The following is a 17,878-nucleotide window of genomic DNA, read 5'->3' as shown; positions in this document are numbered from 1 at the left end:
CCTTCTAGCAGCGAAGCCGAAGCCGAACCAACGGAACGGCGGAGCAGGGGTGGATCAACGAGGATCCATCCTGCCACAATTTCGTCGCATTCATTCCACGAGTCTTCCGCGAGGAAGGCAGAGGAGCGCCAAACCGGCGGGATACGAAAGCGAGGTCTGGCGCGGCCACGGCCGCGAGCACCGGAGGAAAGATGCAAGCCCACGCCTCGTACGTCGATGCCCTCGCGGGCGACGCCCCGCCCGAACCCCAGGAAGTCACGCCCCCGGATCCGCCCGAAGAGACGCGCGTCGCGCCGCCCATGCCCGCAGACGAGGGCACGCCGTCGTTCGCGAAGTCGCTGCTCGGCGGCGGGCCGGAAGGCGCCCCGGGCGCGCTGCGCGACGACGCGCAGAGGTTTGCCACGGCGCTCGCGCTGTCGGCGCTCTATGGGCTCTCGATCGGGACGCGGGACGGCGGTCTTTCGATCCTGAAGCACGCGGCCGCCGTGCCGCTCGCGCCGCTCGCCGTCGCGGGGCTCGGCGTGCCCGCGCTCTTCATCGTGCTCACGCTCTTCGATGCGCCGATCGACCCGCCGGCCGCGGTGAAGGCCGCGGCGCGCGGGGCGGCGACGACGGGCCTCGTGCTCGGCGGCCTCGCGCCCGCGATGGCCCTCTTCGTGACGACGTCGAGCTCGCGCATCGGCGCCGCGTTCTCCGCGGGGCTCGGCCTGATCCTCGCCGGGGCCTTCGGGCTGCGCGCGTTCCTCGGGGCGATCGGGACGCCGCTCGGGCGCGCCTCCGCGGGCGTGCGGACGATGAGCGGGTTCGCGCTCGCCGGCTTCGCGATCTTCGCGACGGCGCTGTCGGCGCGGGTCTGGTGGAGCACGCTGCCGATCTTCGGAGGTGCCCCGTGAGCGCCACCGTCCTCGCCCGCTTGCTTCGCGCGCCCGGAGACATCGCCCGCGCTTGCCGCGACGACGACCCGGAGGTGCGCGCCATCGCCGCGACCTCGCTCGCCTCCATCGCGCTCGGCGCCGCTGCGTTCGGCGGCGTGATCGGGAGCTTCCGCGGCGGCGCGCAGATCTTCTACGGCGCCGCCAAGGTGCCGCTCGCCGTGCTCGCGACGCTCGCGCTCTCGGTGCCGGCGTTCCACGCGCTCGCCGCGGTGCTCGGCCGGCCCTGGCCGATGCGCTCGATCGTGGCGCTCGCGCTCGCGTCGGCGGGGCGATCGTCGCTCGTGCTGCTCGCGTTCGCGCCCGCGCTCTGGCTGATGCTCGATCTCGGCATGGGCTACCACACGGCGGCGATCGTGGCGTCGTGCGCGTACGCCGTGGCCGGGTTCGCGGCGCTCTCCTTGCTCGTGCGAGGGCTCGGCGATGGGAAAGGGCGCATCACGACGGCGATCGCGTTCATCGGCGTGTTCTTCGCGGTCGGAGGACAAACCGCATGGATCCTGCGTCCGTACCTGGTGCGGCCGCGCGCGACGAACATCCCGTTCCTGCGGGAGCGCGAGGGCAGTTTTGCCGAAGCCGTGCTGACGAGCCTGACGTCGGCCGCGATCTACAGCGACCGGCCGTATCGGATCGATGCGCCGCCTGCCCCTGCGTCCGATGCGTGGGAGCGCAACCAACGCACGCGGTCGCGCGAGGTGCTGGAGGAGGACAACGACGCGGAGGAGGGTGGGCAATGAGCCTGCGGGATCTGTCGGTGCTCTACCTCGTCGCGGGGATTTGCTGCGCGGTGGCGATCTACCGATCGTCCCCCGCAGGTGGCTCGCGCGCGGCGATGTCGGCGGCGCTGGCCGTGCCGCTCTGGCCGCTCTGGGCGCCGATCGCGCTGACCGCGAAGCGCGCGGTGGATGTGCCGAAGGGCGCCGCGGAAAACGCGCTCGTCCGTGTGAAGACGGCGCTCGGGGAGGCCGTCGCGGCGTCGCGGGGGACGCCGCTCGCGAGCGTGCTGCCGGCCGAGGCCGCGGCGCGGATCGAGGCGGAGGTCGAGCGGCGCGTGCAGCGGCACGCCGAGCTCGAAGCGCTCCTCCGGAAAGACGCCTTTGATCTCGGGCGGGCCGAGGCGCGCGTGCGCGAGATCGAGCGCGCCTCGGGATCGAGCCGCGCGCTTGCGACGGCGCGGCTCGACCTCGACAACGTCCGCCGTCTGTCTTCGCTGCGCGACCGGGACACGCGCGCCCTGGAGGAGCTCTGTGCGCTCGCCGAGGCGCTGCGCACGCAGGTCACGGTGGCGCGCTTCAGCGGATCCTCCGCGGCGGACATCGGTGGTATCGTCTCGGAGGTGCAGGCGCGGGTCGAGGGCCTCGGCGCTGCCCTCGAAGCTGAAGAGAGCCTCCGGGCCGAGGAGCCGATCGAGACGTGAGCAAGCACATCCTGGTCGTCGACGACGAGGCGCGCATCCGGGAGGTTTTGCAGTACGCGCTGCACAAGGAGGGCTACGAGGTCTCCGTGGTGACCGACGGCCGCGAGGCGATCGAGGCCGTCGCGAAGGGCTCTGTGGACCTCGTGATCCTCGACGTGATGCTCCCCGAGGTCGACGGCCTCTCCGCGTGCCGCCACATCCGCGTGGAGAGCCGCGTGCCGATCCTGTTCCTGTCCGCGCGCAGCGACGAGATCGATCGCGTGCTCGGGCTCGACCTCGGCGGCGACGACTACCTCACGAAGCCCTTCTCCGTGCGCGAGCTCGTGGCGCGCGTAAAAGCCTTGTTCCGCAGGCTCGAAGCGCCGGGCGAGGCGGCACGCAAGGTGCTGACGCACGGCCGGATCGAGGTCGACGTCGAGCGCCACGAGGCGCGGCTCGACGGCGCGCCCGTGACGCTCACGGCGACGGAGCTCGGCCTGCTCGGCGCGCTGCTCGAGCGCCCCGGCATCGTGCTCTCGCGCAGCCAGCTCATGACGCGCGCCTACCGCTACGACAACCTCATCACCGAGCGCACGATCGACACCCACGTCCGCAGGATCCGCGCGAAGTTCCGCGCGGCCGGCGGCGAGGACCCGATCGCGACCGTGCACGGCGTCGGGTACAAGGTCGCCGGTGCGTAGGCTGCTCGTCCTGCTCGGCCGCATCCGGGTGCGGCTGCTCGCGGTGAACCTGCTCGCGCTCTTCGTGCCCGCGATCGGGCTCGAATTCGCGCGGATCCACGAGCGGGAGCTGCTCGACGCGCTCGAGCGCGACATGTCGAACCAGGCCGTCCTCGTGCGATCGTTCGTCGAGCAAGACCTCGCCGCGGGCCGCGCGCTCGGGGACCCGGCGCACGAAAAGATCCTCGCGACGGCGGCGCAGCGGACGCGGACGCGGATCCGGCTCGTGGACAAGGACGGCGAGGTGAGGGCCGACTCGCACGCGGAGGGGCCGCCCGAGGGGCCGGAGCCGCCGCCGCCGTTGAGGCTCCCGCGCCCGCGGGACGTGCGGCGTGCCCTCGACGTGCCCGCGGCGCCCGGCGAGCAGTGGCCGGCGCTCGCGGAGCGCTTCGAGGTGCGCTCGGCGCTCGCGGGCAAAAAGGCCACACGCACGCGCATCCGCGACCGCGACCCGGGCGTCATCCTCTTCCTCGCAGAGCCGATCCGCGTAGGCGGCGTGGTGACGGGCGCCGTGTACGTCGCGCGCTCGACACAGCCCGTCCTCTTCGAGCTCTACCGCATCCGCGCGGGCCTCGGGCGTGTGCTCCTCGTCGCGCTCCTCGGCACGGGCCTCGTGACGCTCGTGCTCGCGTGGAGCATCTCGCGCCCGCTCGGCCGGCTCTCGCGCGCGGCCAAGCGCATCGCGGCGGGCGAGCGGGACGTGGTCGTCCCGATCGGCGGCGGCGGCGAGATCCGCGAGCTCGGCGAGTCGTTCGCGGCGATGAAAGAGCGGCTCGACACGCGCATGCGGTACATCTCGGAGTTCGCCGCGGACGTGGCGCACGAGTTCAAATCGCCGCTCACCTCGATCCGCGGCGCGGCGGAGCTGCTCGGGGAAGGCGCGCACGACGACCCGGAGGCGCGCGTGCGTTTCTTGCGGAACATCGAGCTCGACGTCGAGCGGCTCGATCGGCTGGTCTCGCGCCTGCTCCAGCTCTCGCGCATCGAGGCCTCGGCCGAGCCGATGCGCGCGTGTGACCTCTCGGCGCTCGCGCTCGCCGCGAAGGAACGCGCGTCGGGTCCGGATCAGCCGGTCCTCGTCGAATATGCGGCGCGCGTGCGCGACGTGCTCTGCCGGCCCACGGACGTCGAGACGGCGCTCGGGAACCTGCTCGACAATGCGGTGCGATTCTCCCCGCCGGGCGAGCCGGTGCGGCTCCGCGTCGAGGGAGGGCCGCCCGAGGCCGTGATCCGCATCTCCGTGGAGGATCGTGGCCCCGGCGTGCCGCCCGCGATCCTGCCGCGTATCTTCGACAGGTTCTTCACGACGGACGCGGATCGCGACGGCACGGGGCTCGGGCTCGCGATCGTGAAGAGCGTGGCGGAGGCGCACGGCGGGCGGGTGATCGTCGACAATCGCCCCGGCCACGGGGTCACGTTCACGCTGGAGATTCCCTGCCGCCGGTGAAAGTGCCTCCTCGCCGCCGCGCGGAGCACCTACCTTGCATCGGATGACGTGGGTGGATCCGGAGCCGCGTGTCCTCGAGCGAGAAGGCTGTCCGCTTCACTATTGGCTCGTCGGCGACGCGGGGCGCCCGCTCGTCGTGCTCACCCACGGCGCGGGGCTCGATCATCGGATGTGGCGCGACAACGTCGCGGCGCTCGCCGAGCACCATCGTGTGCTCCTCTGGGACGTGCGCGGGCACGGGCTCTCGCGACCGATGGGGACACGCTTCACGGTCGAGACGGTGATCGACGACCTGGTGGCGCTGCTCGACGCGATCGGCGCGCCACCGGCGGTGCACGTGGGGCAAAGCATGGGAGGGAACCTCGCGCAGGAGCTCGTCCGGAGGCATCCCGATCGCGTGCGCGCGCTCGTGCTCGTGGATTGCGCGTGCAACACGGCGGAGCTCTCCTGGATGGAGCGCCTCGGCGTGCGGCTCACGCCCGCAATGCTCCGGCTCTATCCCTACGACGCCTTGCTTAGGCAGAGCGCGCGCTCGATCTCGGCCTTGGAGAGCGTGCGTGAGTCCTGCTTGGAGGCGATGAGGCGCCTCGAAAAGCACGAGACGCTCGAGGTGATGATGGCCGTCCTCGGCTGCATCCGTGACGAGCCGGACGCCCGCATCCCGAAGCCGTTCTTGCTTGTGCGCGGGGCGCTGAGCCGCGCCGGATCGATCGCGAAACAAGGGCCCGCGTGGGCCCGGCGGGATCCCTCGTGTCGCGGCGATGTGGTGATCGCGGACGCGAACCACTGCGTGAACATGGATGCGCCTCGAGCCTTCGACGACGCCGTGCGCTCGTTCCTCGCGACGCTCGCGTGATGGGAAGATGGACAACGAAGGCTTGACGCCGGCCCGTTGATTCATTGAGGTATCCGGGCTCTTCGCTTGCAGAGGCCCTCGGGTATGCGTCTCGGCGCAGGCGTCGGGCGAGACATCGCTAACCATTGGGAGCGAAGAATCGCGCATGACGAGGCTAACGAGGCACTTTGGAATGGCGCTCGTGCTCGGCCTTGGATCGTTCGGATCCATGGGCTGCGAGCTGATCGCGGCGGTCGATCGGAGCCAGATTCCGCAAGGACAAGGCGGATCCGGCGGTCAAGGCGGCGGCCCTGGCGGCATGGGGGGTGAAGGCGGCGTCGGCGGCGTCGGCGGCGAAGGCGGCCAAGGCGGCGGCGGCATGGGCGGCATGGGCGGCCAAGGCGGCCAAGGCGGCCAAGGCGGCCAAGGCGGCGGCGGCATGGGCGGCCAAGGCGGCCAAGGCGGCATGGGCGGCCAAGGCGGCGGCGGCATGGGCGGCATGGGCGGCCAAGGCGGCATGGGCGGCTCGATGGACGTCTGTGGCGACGGCGACCTGACCGGCGCCGAGGCATGCGACGACGCGAACACCACGGCCGGCGACGGCTGCGACGCCACGTGCGCGCAGGAAGCGGGCTGGATGTGCGCGGGCGCGCCCAGCGTGTGCGTCAGCGAATGCGGCGACGGCATCGTCGTTGGCGCCGAGGCGTGCGACGACGCCAACGCGACGGACATGGACGGTTGCAGCGCGTGCGTCCTGGAGAACGGCTGGACCTGCACGGGTCAGCCGAGCGCGTGCAACACGACCTGCGGCGACGGCATCGTGGCCGGCACCGAGGCGTGCGACGACGGCAACACGAAGGACCTCGACGGCTGCAGCTCGACGTGCGTGGTCGACACCTTCACGGAGACCGAGCCGAACAACAACACGGCCACGGCGAACGGCCCGTTCTCGCCGGGCGTCCTGATCAGCGCCGCGATCACCCCCGGCAGTGACGCCGATTGGTACCAGATCACCGTGCCCGCCACGGTCGATCTCCACATCGAGACCTACGACGCGAGTGGCCCCACGAGCTGCCTCAACATCGACACGCTCGTCACGCTCTACGGGTCCGACGGCACCACGGTGATCGCCTCGGACGACGACAACGGCACGAACGCGTGCTCGCGCCTCGACGGCACGGCGAACGCGGCGCTGCGGCACCTCCCGGCGGGCACGTACTACGTGAAGGTCGAGGAGACCGGCAACGACAAGACCATCCCTGGCTACAAGCTCGCCGTGACGTACGACGCGCTCTGCGGCGACGGCACCGTGAGCGGCGCCGAGGAGTGCGACGGCGGCGCGGGCTGCGCGGCGACGTGCGACCGCGTCCCGGTCTGCGGCGACGGCTTCGTCGACGCGCCCGAGACCTGCGACGACGGCAACACGATGGACGGCGACACCTGCAGCGCGACCTGCGAGACGTCGATCCTCATGGAGACCGAGCCGAACGAGACGAGCGCGCAGGCGTCCGGCGGCTTCGCCCCGCCCGTGCTCTACCAGGGCGCGATCACCCCGGCGACCGACGTCGACGTCTATGCGATCAAGCTCGACCAGACGAGTGATCTGACGGTCGAGTCGTTCGACGTGAACGGCCCCGGCTCGTGCGTCGGCGTCGACACGCTGCTCCGCCTCTACGACACCAACGGCACCACGGTCCTGCTCGAGCGTGACCTCGGCGGCCTCGGCGCGTGCGGCAAGATCGATTCGAAAAAGCCCGGCGACAGCGCGGCCCGGCACCTGCCGGCGGGCACGTATTTCGTCTCGGTCGAGGACTTCCTCAACAACAACGAGATCCCCGGCTACCGCCTGCTCGTCACGCTCGACGCGACGTGCGGCAACGGCAAGGTCGAGGGCGCCGAGGCGTGCGACGGCGGCGCCAACTGCGCGATGACGTGCGATCGCATCGCGGTCTGCGGCGACGGCAAGATCGACGCGCCCGAGACGTGCGACGACGGCAACACGACGCCCGGCGACGGCTGCGACGCTACGTGCATGAAGGAGTCGACGCCGGAGATCGAGCCGAACAACACCTCGGCGACCGCGAGCGGCCCCTTCACGCCGTACGCGATCGTCAGCGGCGCGATCAACCCGGGCAGCGACATCGACTTCCACAGCTTCACGCTGAGCGCGACCTCGGACATCCGCCTCGAAACGTACGACGCGAACGGCCCCGGCTCGTGCGCGCTGCCGCTCGACACCGTGATCACGCTCTACGGCCCCGACGGCACGACCGAGCTCGCGAACGCGGACGACGGCGGCATCAACATCTGCTCGCGCATCTCGGGCAAGACGCACGCGGGCGCGCGGCGCCTCGCCCCGGGCACGTATTTCGTCAAGGTCGAGGACTTCGAGAACAACACGGTCATCCCGGGCTACCTGCTCGAAATGGCCATCGAGTCCACCTGCGGCAACGGCGTGGTCGAGGGCAGCGAGGAGTGCGACGGCGGCGCCGGCTGCGAGGCGACCTGCGATCGCATCCCGACCTGCGGCGACGGCCTGCTCGACGGCACGGAGGCCTGCGACGACGGCAACCTGATGGACGGCGACGGCTGCTCCGGCATGTGCGCGCTGGAGGTGCTGGGCGAGATCGAACCGAACAACTCGACGGCCCAGGCGGACGCCGGCCTGCTGCTCACGGGCAGCGCCAACGTGGTCGGCTCGATCGCCGTGGCCGGCGACGTCGACCTCTTCCGCATCGACCTCGCGGCGGACGCGGCGCTCGTGCTCGAGACGCTGAACGACACGGGCATCGGCTGCGGCTTCACGTCGACGCTGAACCTGTTCGATGCCGCCGGGGTGCTCCTCGAAACGGACAACGTGAGCGGCGAGGGCACCTGCTCGGCGCTCACGCTGAACCTCGCCGCGGGCGTGTATTACGTCGGCGTCGAGGAGGCGAACAACGATGGGACCATCGCCTCGTACATGCTGCGGGCAAAGGTGCTCGCCGACGGCGGCCCCGAGAACGAGCCGAACAACCAGCAGGCCGAAGCGACCGGGATGACGGGCTGGGACACGGTCGTCTCGGGCTTGCACATGGCCTTCGACGATGACGATTACTTCGAGATCACGGTCCCGGCGGGCAAGTCGCTCCGGGCCGAGATCATCGAGGGCACGGCCGCGGAGTCGTGCGCGAACGGGGCCGATCCCATCGATAGCTACCTGATGCTCTTCGATGCGACGGGCCTGGAGCTCGGCGTGGACGACGACGGCGGTCGCGGGTATTGCTCGGCGATCGACGGCCTCGGCGCGACGCCGCCGCATGCGTTCGCGAAGAACCTCGCGGGCGGCACGTACTACCTGCTCGTGCAGGCCTCGCCCTTCTCGGCGACGCCGGGCAACCCCATCGCCGTGTTCGATTACAAGCTCGCGATCACGATTCGGTGATCCCCCCGCGAAGCCCCCGCGATGGCCCGCAGCAGCGGAACATCGCGGGGCCTCCTTCGCGCTTCAGCGCTTGCGGCGGCGCCCGAAGAGGACGCCCAGGGCCACGAGGGCCGCGAGTCCCCTTCCGCTGTTCTCCATGGATCCGGCTGCGGCGCGGCAGCCGCCGCCCGGCACCTCGTCGCCACCGGCGCCGCCCGCGCCGCCGGTGCCGCTCACGCCACCCATACCGCCGGAACCGCCGGCGCCGCCCATTCCACCCGCGCCGCCGGAGCCGCCCATTCCACCCGCGCCGCCGGCGCCGCCGCCCATTCCACCCTCGCCGCCCATTCCACCCGCGCCGCCCATTCCCCCGGCGCCGCCCACGCCTCCGCTTCCGCCGCTGCCCTCCGGGGTGACGCCGCCCTCGTAAATCTCCGCGCTTCCGTGGGCCTCGGGGTCGCCGTCGCCGGACGAGCAACTGCCCAGGAGCCCCCCGAAGACCAGGACACGATTGCCTTCGAGCTGCACGGCGGACGGGTAACGGCGGGTCTTGCCCATGGCCGCCACCGTCGACCAGCCATTCGTCGCGGGGTTGTACACCGCGGCGCTGCGGAGGTCGCACTGGTTGCCGCCTCCCCATTCCGTGCCGCCCGCGATCAGCACCAGGCCATTTCCGAGCAACGTCGCCGTGTGACGTCGGCGCGCGACGTCCAGGGGCCCGGTCACCGTCCAGTCGTTCGTCGCCGGATCGTAGACCTGCGCGTGCGGGATGTTCTGCGCGCCCGTGACCAGCACCCGACCCGTGCCGAGCAGCGTCGCCGTGAACTCGGCGGGCGGCATCAGCAACGCCTGCGTCGGCGTCCACGCATTCGTGGCCGGGTCATATCGATCGGCGCCATTGCCGCTCACCACGAGCACGCGGCCGTCGAGCAGCCGCGTCGCCTGGTGCCCGGCATGCGCGAACGTCAGCGTCCCGGCCGGGGAGAAAGTCCCCGTGGCCGGATCGTAGAGCTCCGCCGTCGCCGGATCCCCCGCGCCGCCGCTCACCAGCACCTTCCCGTTTTGCAAGAGCACCGCCGAGGCCCCCCCGCGCGAAACGGAGAGCGAGCCCGTCGCGGTCCATGCTTTCGTCGCCGGATCGTAAAGCTCGGCGACGTCCGTCCCGCCGCCCGCGACGAGGATCCGCTCGTCGGGGAGCCGCACGAGAGCGGCGCTCACATCGTGGTGCGCGACCATGGAACCGGTGAGCGTCCACGTCTGGCTCGCCGGATCAAAGACCTCGGCCGTCGAAGGCCCATCCCCGCCCACGACGAGGATCTCGCCGGTCGAGACCCGGATCGACGCGGCGCTGCGGCGCACCTGCGAGAGCGGCGCGACGTCGCTCCAGGCGTTCGTCGCCGGATCGTAGAGGTGCGCGGAGAGCGTATCGGTCCAGTTGTTGTCGTACCCTCCGGCCACGAGCACGCGGCCGTCCGCGAGCTCGGCCCACGTGCCTGCTTGCCGAGGCACGGGCATGCTCCCGGCCGGCGTCCACCCGAACTGGCAGCCGACCGGCATCGCCCCGACGCACGCACCCGCCTCGCAGACGCCGTTTGCCGTGCACCCGTCGGCGCTCCCGCACACGGCGCCGCTCAGCGGCGTGCACGTGCCATTCGCCGACGCGCCCGCGCTCACCGCGCACGCGTCGCACGCGCCCGCGTCGCACGCGGCATTGCAGCAGACGCCGTCGACGCAGAAGCCGCTCGCGCATTCGCCCGCGAAGAGGCAAGCCTCGCCCGGGGGGGCGAGCGTGAGCAGCTCGACGCTCGTGCTCCCGCCGCCGGCCACGAGCACACGCCCGTCCGCGAGCGCCGTCGCCGTGTGGTCGCTCCGGTTCGTATGGAGGAACTTGCCGAGCGACCATCTCCCGGTCGCCGGATCGTACGCCTCCACGGTCGCGCCGCCGCCCGCGACCAGCACCCGGCCATCGGCGAGCAGCGTGGCCGTGTGCAGCTCGTGGACGACGCCCATCGGCGCCACGACCGACCAGGCCTGGCTCGCCGGATCGTAGAGCTCCGCGCTGCGGTTCGGGGCCTGGTAGCCCTCCCCGCCGTAATCGGTGTATCCGCCGGCGACGAGCACCTTGCCATTCCCGAGCAGCGTCGCGGTGTGGTTGTAGCGATTCTCGACCGCGCCCTCGGGGGCCCACGTGTCCGTTGCCGGATCGTAGAGCTCCACGGCCTTGAGCGGGTCGCCGCCTTCGTCCATCCCGGCCACCACGAGGACCTTGCCGTTCGGCAGCAGCGTCGCCGTGTGGGAGGTGCGCTCCCGCGCCATCGACGCCGCGGCGGTCCACGTATCCGTGGCGGGATCGTAGATCTCGCTCGTCTTCAACATCCACCCCTCGAATTCGCCGCCGGCCACGAGGATCCGGCCATCGGGCAGCAGCGTCGCGGTATGACGTTCGCGTTGCGCGAGGAGCGACGCGGCGGGCATCCACGTATTCGTGGCGGGGTCGTAGATCTCGACGGCGTCGGTGTTGCCGCCGGCCACGAGCACCTTCCCGCTCGGCAGCAGGGTCGCCGTCGGGCGCGTGCGCGCCGTCGCCATGGGCGCGACGAGCGTCCATGCATTCGTGGCCGGGTCGTACACCTCGGCCGTCGCGCTCCCTCCGCCGGCCAAAAGGACCTTGCCATCGGACAAACGTGTCGCGGTGTGCCCGCTCCGGGCGACGTTCATGGGCGGGGCCACGTCCCAGCGTGGCGCCGTGAGCGCCGAGGCGGCCTCGCCGAGGCCGTGCGCCGCGGCGCGACGTGGCGGGGCCTCGGCGCCATTGCACCCGAGCGCGGCGGCGAGCGGCACGACGAGGAGAACAGGGGCGAGGTGACGAAAAATGAAAGTCGTACGCATGCGCGACGATATCCGCGTCAACCCCTTGACCGTCAAGGGAAAGTGGCCGCGGCGGAATCTTCTCCCATTTCATGACCGGGACGGGCCCGCCTCTCGGGTTCGAATCCGAAATCTTGACGCAGCGCGGATTCGAGCGACAACTGGCGCATGCTTCCCCGCCTCGTCGCGCTCGCGGCGCTCGTCCCCCTCTTCGGCTGCGCGCAAGGCTCCGAGTTGCCTGATTTCACGTCCGGGGCAGGCGCCTCGATCGCCGCGAGCAGTTCGTCCTCGTCGTCCTCCGCGAGCAGCACCGGAACGGGCGGCGCGGGCGGTGGGAATGGCGGAATGGGCGGCAGCGGCGGCGTGGGTGGAATGGGCGGCGCGGGCGGCAGCGGCGGCGGCGCCGGGGGAATGGGCGGCGCGGGCGGCGCGGGCGGTATGGCTGGCGCGGGCGGTATGGCTGGCGCGGGCGGTATGGGCGGCGCGGGCGGCGCGGGCGGCGCCGGGGGCGGGAATCCCACGGGTACGATGCTCGTGCTCGCGGGCCCGGGCGCGGGGGAAGCCCATTACGATCCGGCCGCCGGCTGGGCCACGGGCTCGATCAACCTCCAGTTCTCCGCGGCCGGGCTCGCGCCCCGCGCGGAGGGCGTGGTCGCGGTCCTGCGGCGCCAGAGCGCGAATGCGGCCGAAAACAACGAGCTCTTCTGGGCGACGTGGACGAAGGCCGGGGGCTTCGGGGCCGTGCAAAAGGTCGGCAGCTTCGGATTCGCGCAGGATGGGCCCGCGGCTTCCCCGCTCGGCGTGGCCACGCTGATGACGTTCCTCGGCACGGACAACAAGCATTACTTCGCGCAACACGAGGGCGGCGCCTTTGGCCCGTTCGGGCCGATGCCCGCGGGCATGGTGCAATTCCAGGCCTTCGGCCCGAGCGCGACGGCCCTCGCGAGCGACGGCGCGGCGGGGGTGTACGCGGTGTATGCGGGCGACGACGCGCACCTTTATTCCCTCGCGAAGATCGGCCCCGGGAGCGCGTGGACGCCTTCGGCGCAGGTGCCGACCTCGCTCGTCGCGAATTGGCTGCGCCCCTTCGTGCTCGTCGACGCGGATCAGGACGTGCGCATGTTCTACGTGCGGCAAGGCGACAATCGGATCTGCATGGTCAAGCTCGTCACCCCGCAGAATACGTGGTCTGCGGAGGAGACCGTGGGCACGGCGACGACGGGGCTTTCCCCGGCCGTGGCTGCGACGGCCGCGGGGGATTTCGTCGTGGCGTATCGCGGCGTGCTGAACGACGGGATCTACTTCGTGCGCGGAAAGGACGGGGCGTGGGGCGCGGCCACGACGATCGAGGTCCCGCAGACGCCGTCCTCCATGCCGGTCGTGCTCCCGGGGTTGTCAGGGGCCGACGCGGAGATCGTGTATACGACGGGCGGGACGCTGAAACATGCGCGGGTGAATGGGGCGCAGGCGACGCTGGCGGCGGTGCCCGGGGTGGCGAATGTGACGCATGTGGCGGCGACGATGGTGCCTTGATCAGCGGAGCACGATGAATGGGGGATGCAACGCCTCCCAGGTGCGGATGGACGCGTAGATCTGCGTCGTGGCGAAGAGCCCCTCGTCGTAAGCGAGCATCAGCATCCGCTCGACCATCGACCCATCGAGCTTGCCTCGGTCGTTCGTCGCCCACGCCTTGCGCAGGGCGAGCGCCAGGATCTCGGTCAGGTGGTGCCCGCAGCACACATGCCAGGGATCGTGGGCGTCGTCGTGCATGGCCGTGAGCCGGGCGAGGAACGCCTCGCCTTTGAGGTCGAGGCGCTGCGAGTGATTCGCGACGGCCTTGACCATCTCCGCTGGATTGAGAAGGAGCGTCTTCTCGTTGATGAAGTCGCCCAATGTGAGCCCCTCGAACTTGAGATTGAGCCCGTCCTTCCGGGACAGCCAAAGCAAGTAGCCGAGCTCTTTCCCGCATCGGAGGAGGCACGCGCGCAGGTCACCGTGCTGCTCGCGAAATTTGTCGACCTTTTCCTCTTTCGCGACCTGCAAAAGCAGCTTCTCGAAGGCCGGCGAGGCGAGGAGCATGGTTTCCAGGTCGTGCGTATCCGTGAAAACCACGCTCACGGAAGGAGGGCTCCGGCCTTCGAGGATGTCGAAATCGGCGTCAAGGACGAAGAGAACGCCGCCCAGGGGTGGAGTCTGCAAGCGTTGAAGCGCATCGAGCGCCTTGTCGCGCCCGTAGGCCACGACGATCTTGCATGCGCCCTTGTCGATGAACCAGTCGAAGAACCGCTTGTCGCTCTCCCCCTCCACGACGAGGAAGGACCCGCGGTGATGAGAGCGCAGCATCCGGATGCTGTTGGCGATGTACGCACCGTCAATAGCATCGCGCATCGCGTTGCTCATTCGGCGGCCTTGGCGGGCAACTCCGGGCCCTTCAGCTCGACCGTCAGGTCCCAGCGATCGTTGATGATGGCCGGGGAGTGGGTGGCGACGAGAACGTCGAAGCCGCCCAGCTTGACCATCTCCAAGAGATCGTCGAGGAACTCACTTTGCCAGGCGAGATGGAGAGAAATTTCCGGCTCGTCGATGAGGACCAGGACACCAGGGCTCACGTGGAAGAGCAACGTGGAGAGGAGGACGAGTTCGTGTTGCTCGCCCGAAGAAAGGCTCTCCAGCGGGATGATCGACCCGTCGAACAAGGAGTGGAACACGAAGCCATCCTCCCGCGAGATGCTCATACGCTTGTAGGCGAAACGCCTGTTGATGGCTGCCGTGAGTAGATCGATCCGCCGCGCGAGGTCTTCGAGCACCTCGAGCTTGCTCTCCGTATGATCGAGGTACACCGTAAGAACGTCGCGCTTCGATTCTTCGAGCGGCGGTAGCTTCCTGGGAGCTTCGCGCTCGGGTTCGAGCACCCCGAGTCGAATCAGCCGCGCTCGCTTCTCCTCGAGATGCTGCAAGCGGACCTCCGCCTCGCCGACGGAGAGCACCTGCTGCGGTTGAAATAATCGATCGAGGAACGTGCTATCCAGCACCTGGGCATGCGCCGCGTATGCCGCGAGTTTTACCTGGATAAGTTGCACGACGGCGTCCGAATGCCCGAGGACCGCGGGGACGATCTGTTGCTCGAACCGGGAGGGACGATGTTCCTGAAGGAGGCGTTGGGTAACAATCGATAGGGTCCTCGTCTCACCACACCTCTCGCCGATCCATTCGTGTACCTGACGCGAAGCCTTCGCCCTCAAATCATCGAGATCACCGAACGGAAGCTTGGGGAGGAGATCAGCGCCTTCCATGACCTCCGGCTTCATTGCAGGGGACCGCTGGTAGGTTACGACAAGCCCCGCGAGGTCCGTAAGCCCTTCATAGAGGCCGTCCGAATGACAGGTATGAACCACCTCCAGGATCCCGCCCGCTTCGAACTCAACCGCAAATGATTCGAAAGGTACGGATGTCAGCTCATCGAGCGGTCCATCCAGGAGCGCATCCACCATCTCCAGGATCTTCGTCTTCCCATACCCGTTCGGCCCATGCAGGATCGTGATCCGCTCAGCCATATTGAGCGGAATCTCATGGTCGAAGATCCCGAACAGACCCTTCACCTTGATCCGCCGTACCCGCGGGCTGGTCGTCATGGTGGACGCCAGCCTACCCGGATCACCCAGCGACCGCTACCTCGCGCCGCTTTCGGCTCGCCGCCCCTCCCCGCCCCCCTACCTCGCCGCCCGGCAGCTCCTCCGCGACGCCCCCTTCCCCGTACATCGGCGCTCCCTCGCCGTACCTCGGCGCCCGGCAGCTCCTCCGCGACGCCCCCGTCCCCGTACCTCGACGCCCGGCAGCTCCTCCGAGACGCCCCCGTCTCCGTACATCGACGCCCACGAGTTCCTTCGAGACGCCCCCTTCCCCGTACATCGGCGCTCCCTCCCCGTACCTCGACGCCCCGAACCTCCTCCGAGACGCCCCGGCCCCGCTTCGAGGCACCTCCCGTCAACTTCGAGACGCCCCCCAGCGCTCCAGAGCACAATTCCGTCCTTTCCGAGACGCCCCGGTGCGTTACCGTCATCACGCGACATCACGCCTCGCCTTCCTCTCACGGAAAGGACACCCCATGCCCCTCGATACAACCACCATCGCTCCCAAGGCACGCCAGGAGTACCTCCGCATCGGCAAGCAGTTCGGCTCCACCGATACCCTGAACCAGGCCAACAAGACCCTCGAAGCCCTCCACAAGTACGCCCCCGCCCTCGAACACCACGGCTTCAATGCCGCCGACGGCGCCCGGCTCTCGGACGCGCGCGGCTCCCTCATCGATGCCGGCGTCGGGCGCGCCGAGGTCGCAGGACAACGCAAGCTCACGAACAAGGGCTTCGTCGCTGCGCTGAAGGAAGGGAAAAGCGTCCGCGAGACCGCCCGCAGCATCCTCCACACCGGCCGCAATACGCTCGAAGAAAAGGGCGACGAGACGGCCGCCCATTCGATCGAGGTCGCCCTCGATCAAACACGCGCTTCCCAGGACGACGCCGAAAAGCTCGCCATCCAGCTCGACACCCTGCGCGAGGCCTTGAACCAGCAAGGCGTGGCGGCCGTCGTGCACGACCGCGGCGGCCCGGACGCCATCGCGCGCCTCGGGAAAGCCGCGAGCACCTTGCGCGCCGCCGCCAAGGAGCGCGAAGGGCAAAGCACCGTGGCCGCGACCGAGCAGCTCGATCTGATCGACGGGATCATCGTCACGCTCGCCCGCTCCGCCCGCAAAGCCGCGCGCGCGGCGGCCCGCGAGGCGAAACAACCCGCCCTCGCCGCCGCCTTCGAGCTGACGCACCTCTACGGCCCGCGCGGCGATCGCAGCCAGGCGCCCGAAGAGGCCTCCGGCGCGCCCGGCTGACGCATTCGATCAATCCCGAATTCGCACCGCTCCCAGCTTCGCCCCCGCCTCGATCACCCGCTTCGCAATCTCCATTCCCTCCCCGCGCCGATCGAGGTGCTCCGGAACGAGCCCTCGATCGAGCACCTCCCGCAGCTCCGCGTGCGCCTCCGTGTTCTCGCGGCGCGCCAGAAGCTCGGCCATCGAAATGTCCACCGGCGGCAGCTCCACCGGGGGCCGCGGGTCCGCGAAATACGCCGGCTGGAGGCACGACGAGAGATCGTTCGCCGCGGCAATCCGCTTGTTCCACGTCGGCAAACCAAACCTCCGGCACAAGGTGCGAATCACCGAGACGTGCTCGAAGGTCGTGCCCACCGTGCATCCCTTCCGCGCGAACGGGCCGGCCACGAGGGAGGGCACGCGGAAGCCGAGTTGCCTGAAGTCGTCCTCGTCGTCCTGTGTCGTCGGCGGCGCGACGTGGTCGAAAAACCCGCCGTGCTCGTCGTAGGTGAGGATGAACATGCACCGGCCCCATTGCGGGCTCTTGGCGAGCGCCGTGTACACGCTCGCGAGGAGCGCCTGCCCGAGCCGGATGTCGTGATCCGGGTGGTCGTCGTTCGCGCCCGCGCCAAAGAACTGCGGGTCGAGGAAGACCACGTTCGGTAACGTGCCCGCCGCCGCGTCCTCGAAGAACTTCTCGATCTTGGCGAGCCCGCTCGTCTTCAGATACGCGCCCGAGCACCACGCGATGTCGTGGTAATAGACCTTGTGGCTCACCTTGGCTTCGTCGAGGTACTTGAAGACGCTGTCATACCCGAAGACGGGCAGGTTCCCCTTTTGCCCCTTGCTCGTCGCGCCGTGCAGGTAATACCGGTTCGGCCAGGTCGGTCCCATGACCGAGGCAAACCACCGCTCGCACACGGCATGCGCGTCGGCCAGCGCATACAGGATCGGGAGCTGCTCCCGGATATGATACCCCATCACGTCCGCCTGGGCCGATCCCGCATGCGCCAGGACGAACCCATCGTTCTTGCCGCCATTCCACTGCGTATGCGCGGCGTCCCAGTTGTGCGGCGGGTCCTCGGGGGTGAAATCGGCGAGCTTCCAGACGGGGACCGACGATCCGTCCGGCGCCGGGTTCTTTTCCGTGCCGTCGAGGCCGATCACGTCGCGGCCTTCGACCAGGCGCAAGCTGCCGAGGTAATGGTCGAACGAGCGATTCTCCATCATCAGGATCACGAACGTGTCGATCGGCGCGAGCAGCTCCTCGGGCGTGAGGCCGCCCGTATCCGTGCAGCTTTCGCCCGGATCGCCGCCGCCCGCGCCGCCCGCGCCGCCCATTCCGCCCGCGCCGCCGGCTCCGCCCGCGCCCCCCGCGCCCCCCGCGCCGCCGACGCCC

Annotated in this window: 13 protein-coding genes; 9 read left to right on the top strand and 4 right to left on the bottom strand. The window is 70.1% G+C overall.

The window, feature by feature from the left end; genetic code table 11:
- Positions 1 to 191 precede the first annotated feature (191 nt).
- The 7 genes from E8A74_RS31295 to E8A74_RS55065 all read left to right on the top strand — a co-directional run bounded on the left by E8A74_RS31295 (position 192) and on the right by E8A74_RS55065 (position 8,774).
- The gene (locus E8A74_RS31295; RefSeq protein WP_232379832.1) at positions 192 to 893 is read left to right on the top strand and encodes a hypothetical protein; all 702 of its coding nucleotides are present in this window, start codon (positions 192 to 194) and stop codon (positions 891 to 893) included.
- Complete coding sequence (locus E8A74_RS31290; protein WP_136932774.1) at positions 890 to 1,669, top strand: hypothetical protein; 780 nt, start codon at positions 890 to 892, stop codon at positions 1,667 to 1,669. Before E8A74_RS31295 ends, E8A74_RS31290 begins: the two co-directional genes overlap by 4 nt.
- Positions 1,666 to 2,349, top strand: coding sequence for a hypothetical protein (locus E8A74_RS31285; protein ID WP_136932773.1), 684 nt, complete (start codon positions 1,666 to 1,668; stop codon positions 2,347 to 2,349). The genes E8A74_RS31290 and E8A74_RS31285 overlap by 4 nt, the downstream gene beginning before the upstream one ends.
- On the top strand, positions 2,346 to 3,029 hold the full coding sequence (locus tag E8A74_RS31280; RefSeq protein ID WP_136932772.1) for a response regulator transcription factor: 684 nt from the start codon (positions 2,346 to 2,348) through the stop codon (positions 3,027 to 3,029). The genes E8A74_RS31285 and E8A74_RS31280 overlap by 4 nt, the downstream gene beginning before the upstream one ends.
- Positions 3,022 to 4,515: an ATP-binding protein gene (locus tag E8A74_RS31275; protein WP_136932771.1), complete on the top strand. Its 1,494-nt coding sequence runs from the start codon at positions 3,022 to 3,024 to the stop codon at positions 4,513 to 4,515. The genes E8A74_RS31280 and E8A74_RS31275 overlap by 8 nt, the downstream gene beginning before the upstream one ends.
- A gap of 43 nt (positions 4,516 to 4,558) precedes the next feature.
- Positions 4,559 to 5,371, top strand: a complete 813-nt coding sequence (locus E8A74_RS31270) for an alpha/beta fold hydrolase (protein ID WP_136932770.1) — start codon at positions 4,559 to 4,561, stop codon at positions 5,369 to 5,371.
- Between the two features lie 145 nt (positions 5,372 to 5,516).
- The gene (locus E8A74_RS55065) at positions 5,517 to 8,774 is read left to right on the top strand and encodes a DVUA0089 family protein (RefSeq protein ID WP_232379831.1); all 3,258 of its coding nucleotides are present in this window, start codon (positions 5,517 to 5,519) and stop codon (positions 8,772 to 8,774) included.
- 63 nt (positions 8,775 to 8,837) lie between these two features.
- Here the strand turns inward: E8A74_RS55065 and E8A74_RS31245 are convergent, their stop codons facing one another.
- Positions 8,838 to 11,642: a Kelch repeat-containing protein gene (locus E8A74_RS31245; protein ID WP_136932769.1), complete on the bottom strand. Its 2,805-nt coding sequence runs from the start codon at positions 11,640 to 11,642 to the stop codon at positions 8,838 to 8,840.
- A gap of 147 nt (positions 11,643 to 11,789) precedes the next feature.
- Here E8A74_RS31245 and E8A74_RS54150 point away from each other — a divergent pair, with 147 nt between their 5' ends.
- Entirely contained in the window at positions 11,790 to 13,154 is a 1,365-nt protein-coding gene (locus tag E8A74_RS54150) for a hypothetical protein (RefSeq protein WP_211365486.1), read from the top strand.
- On the opposite strand, the gene E8A74_RS31230 is transcribed toward E8A74_RS54150, so the two are convergent.
- Both E8A74_RS31230 and E8A74_RS31225 read right to left on the bottom strand, forming a co-directional pair.
- The gene (locus E8A74_RS31230) at positions 13,155 to 14,009 is read right to left on the bottom strand and encodes a DUF4435 domain-containing protein (protein ID WP_170229512.1); all 855 of its coding nucleotides are present in this window, start codon (positions 14,007 to 14,009) and stop codon (positions 13,155 to 13,157) included.
- An 8-nt stretch (positions 14,010 to 14,017) separates the two neighbouring features.
- A complete protein-coding gene (locus tag E8A74_RS31225) occupies positions 14,018 to 15,253 on the bottom strand; it encodes an AAA family ATPase (protein WP_136932766.1) in 1,236 nt (411 codons plus the stop codon).
- A gap of 473 nt (positions 15,254 to 15,726) precedes the next feature.
- On the opposite strand from E8A74_RS31225, the gene E8A74_RS31220 reads away from it, so the two are divergent.
- Positions 15,727 to 16,500 carry a hypothetical protein gene (locus E8A74_RS31220; RefSeq protein WP_136932765.1) on the top strand — a complete coding sequence of 258 codons (774 nt, stop codon included), beginning with the start codon at positions 15,727 to 15,729 and terminating at the stop codon, positions 16,498 to 16,500.
- A 9-nt stretch (positions 16,501 to 16,509) separates the two neighbouring features.
- On the opposite strand, the gene E8A74_RS31215 is transcribed toward E8A74_RS31220, so the two are convergent.
- Positions 16,510 to 17,878, bottom strand: a 1,369-nt coding sequence (locus E8A74_RS31215; protein ID WP_136932764.1) for an alkaline phosphatase family protein, incomplete at its 5' end; no start/stop codon positions are given.

The sequence above is a fragment of the Polyangium fumosum genome, from assembly GCF_005144585.1.
GTDB classification, from domain to species: domain Bacteria; phylum Myxococcota_A; class Polyangia; order Polyangiales; family Polyangiaceae; genus Polyangium; species Polyangium fumosum.
This window is presented reverse-complemented; position numbering and strand designations above follow the sequence as displayed.

What these genes read in the sequence shown, in the direction of transcription:
- E8A74_RS31295 (WP_232379832.1), top strand. Translation starts at nt 192, where the DNA reads ATGCAAGCCCACGCCTCGTACGTCGATGCCCTCGCGGGCGACGCCCCG.
- E8A74_RS31285 (WP_136932773.1), top strand. Translation starts at nt 1,666, where the DNA reads ATGAGCCTGCGGGATCTGTCGGTGCTCTACCTCGTCGCGGGGATTTGC.
- E8A74_RS31270 (WP_136932770.1), top strand. Translation starts at nt 4,559, where the DNA reads ATGACGTGGGTGGATCCGGAGCCGCGTGTCCTCGAGCGAGAAGGCTGT.
- E8A74_RS55065 (WP_232379831.1), top strand. Translation starts at nt 5,517, where the DNA reads ATGACGAGGCTAACGAGGCACTTTGGAATGGCGCTCGTGCTCGGCCTT.
- E8A74_RS31245 (WP_136932769.1), bottom strand. Translation starts at nt 11,642, where the DNA reads ATGCGTACGACTTTCATTTTTCGTCACCTCGCCCCTGTTCTCCTCGTC.
- E8A74_RS54150 (WP_211365486.1), top strand. Translation starts at nt 11,790, where the DNA reads ATGCTTCCCCGCCTCGTCGCGCTCGCGGCGCTCGTCCCCCTCTTCGGC.
- E8A74_RS31230 (WP_170229512.1), bottom strand. Translation starts at nt 14,009, where the DNA reads ATGCGCGATGCTATTGACGGTGCGTACATCGCCAACAGCATCCGGATG.
- E8A74_RS31225 (WP_136932766.1), bottom strand. Translation starts at nt 15,253, where the DNA reads ATGACGACCAGCCCGCGGGTACGGCGGATCAAGGTGAAGGGTCTGTTC.
- E8A74_RS31220 (WP_136932765.1), top strand. Translation starts at nt 15,727, where the DNA reads ATGCCCCTCGATACAACCACCATCGCTCCCAAGGCACGCCAGGAGTAC.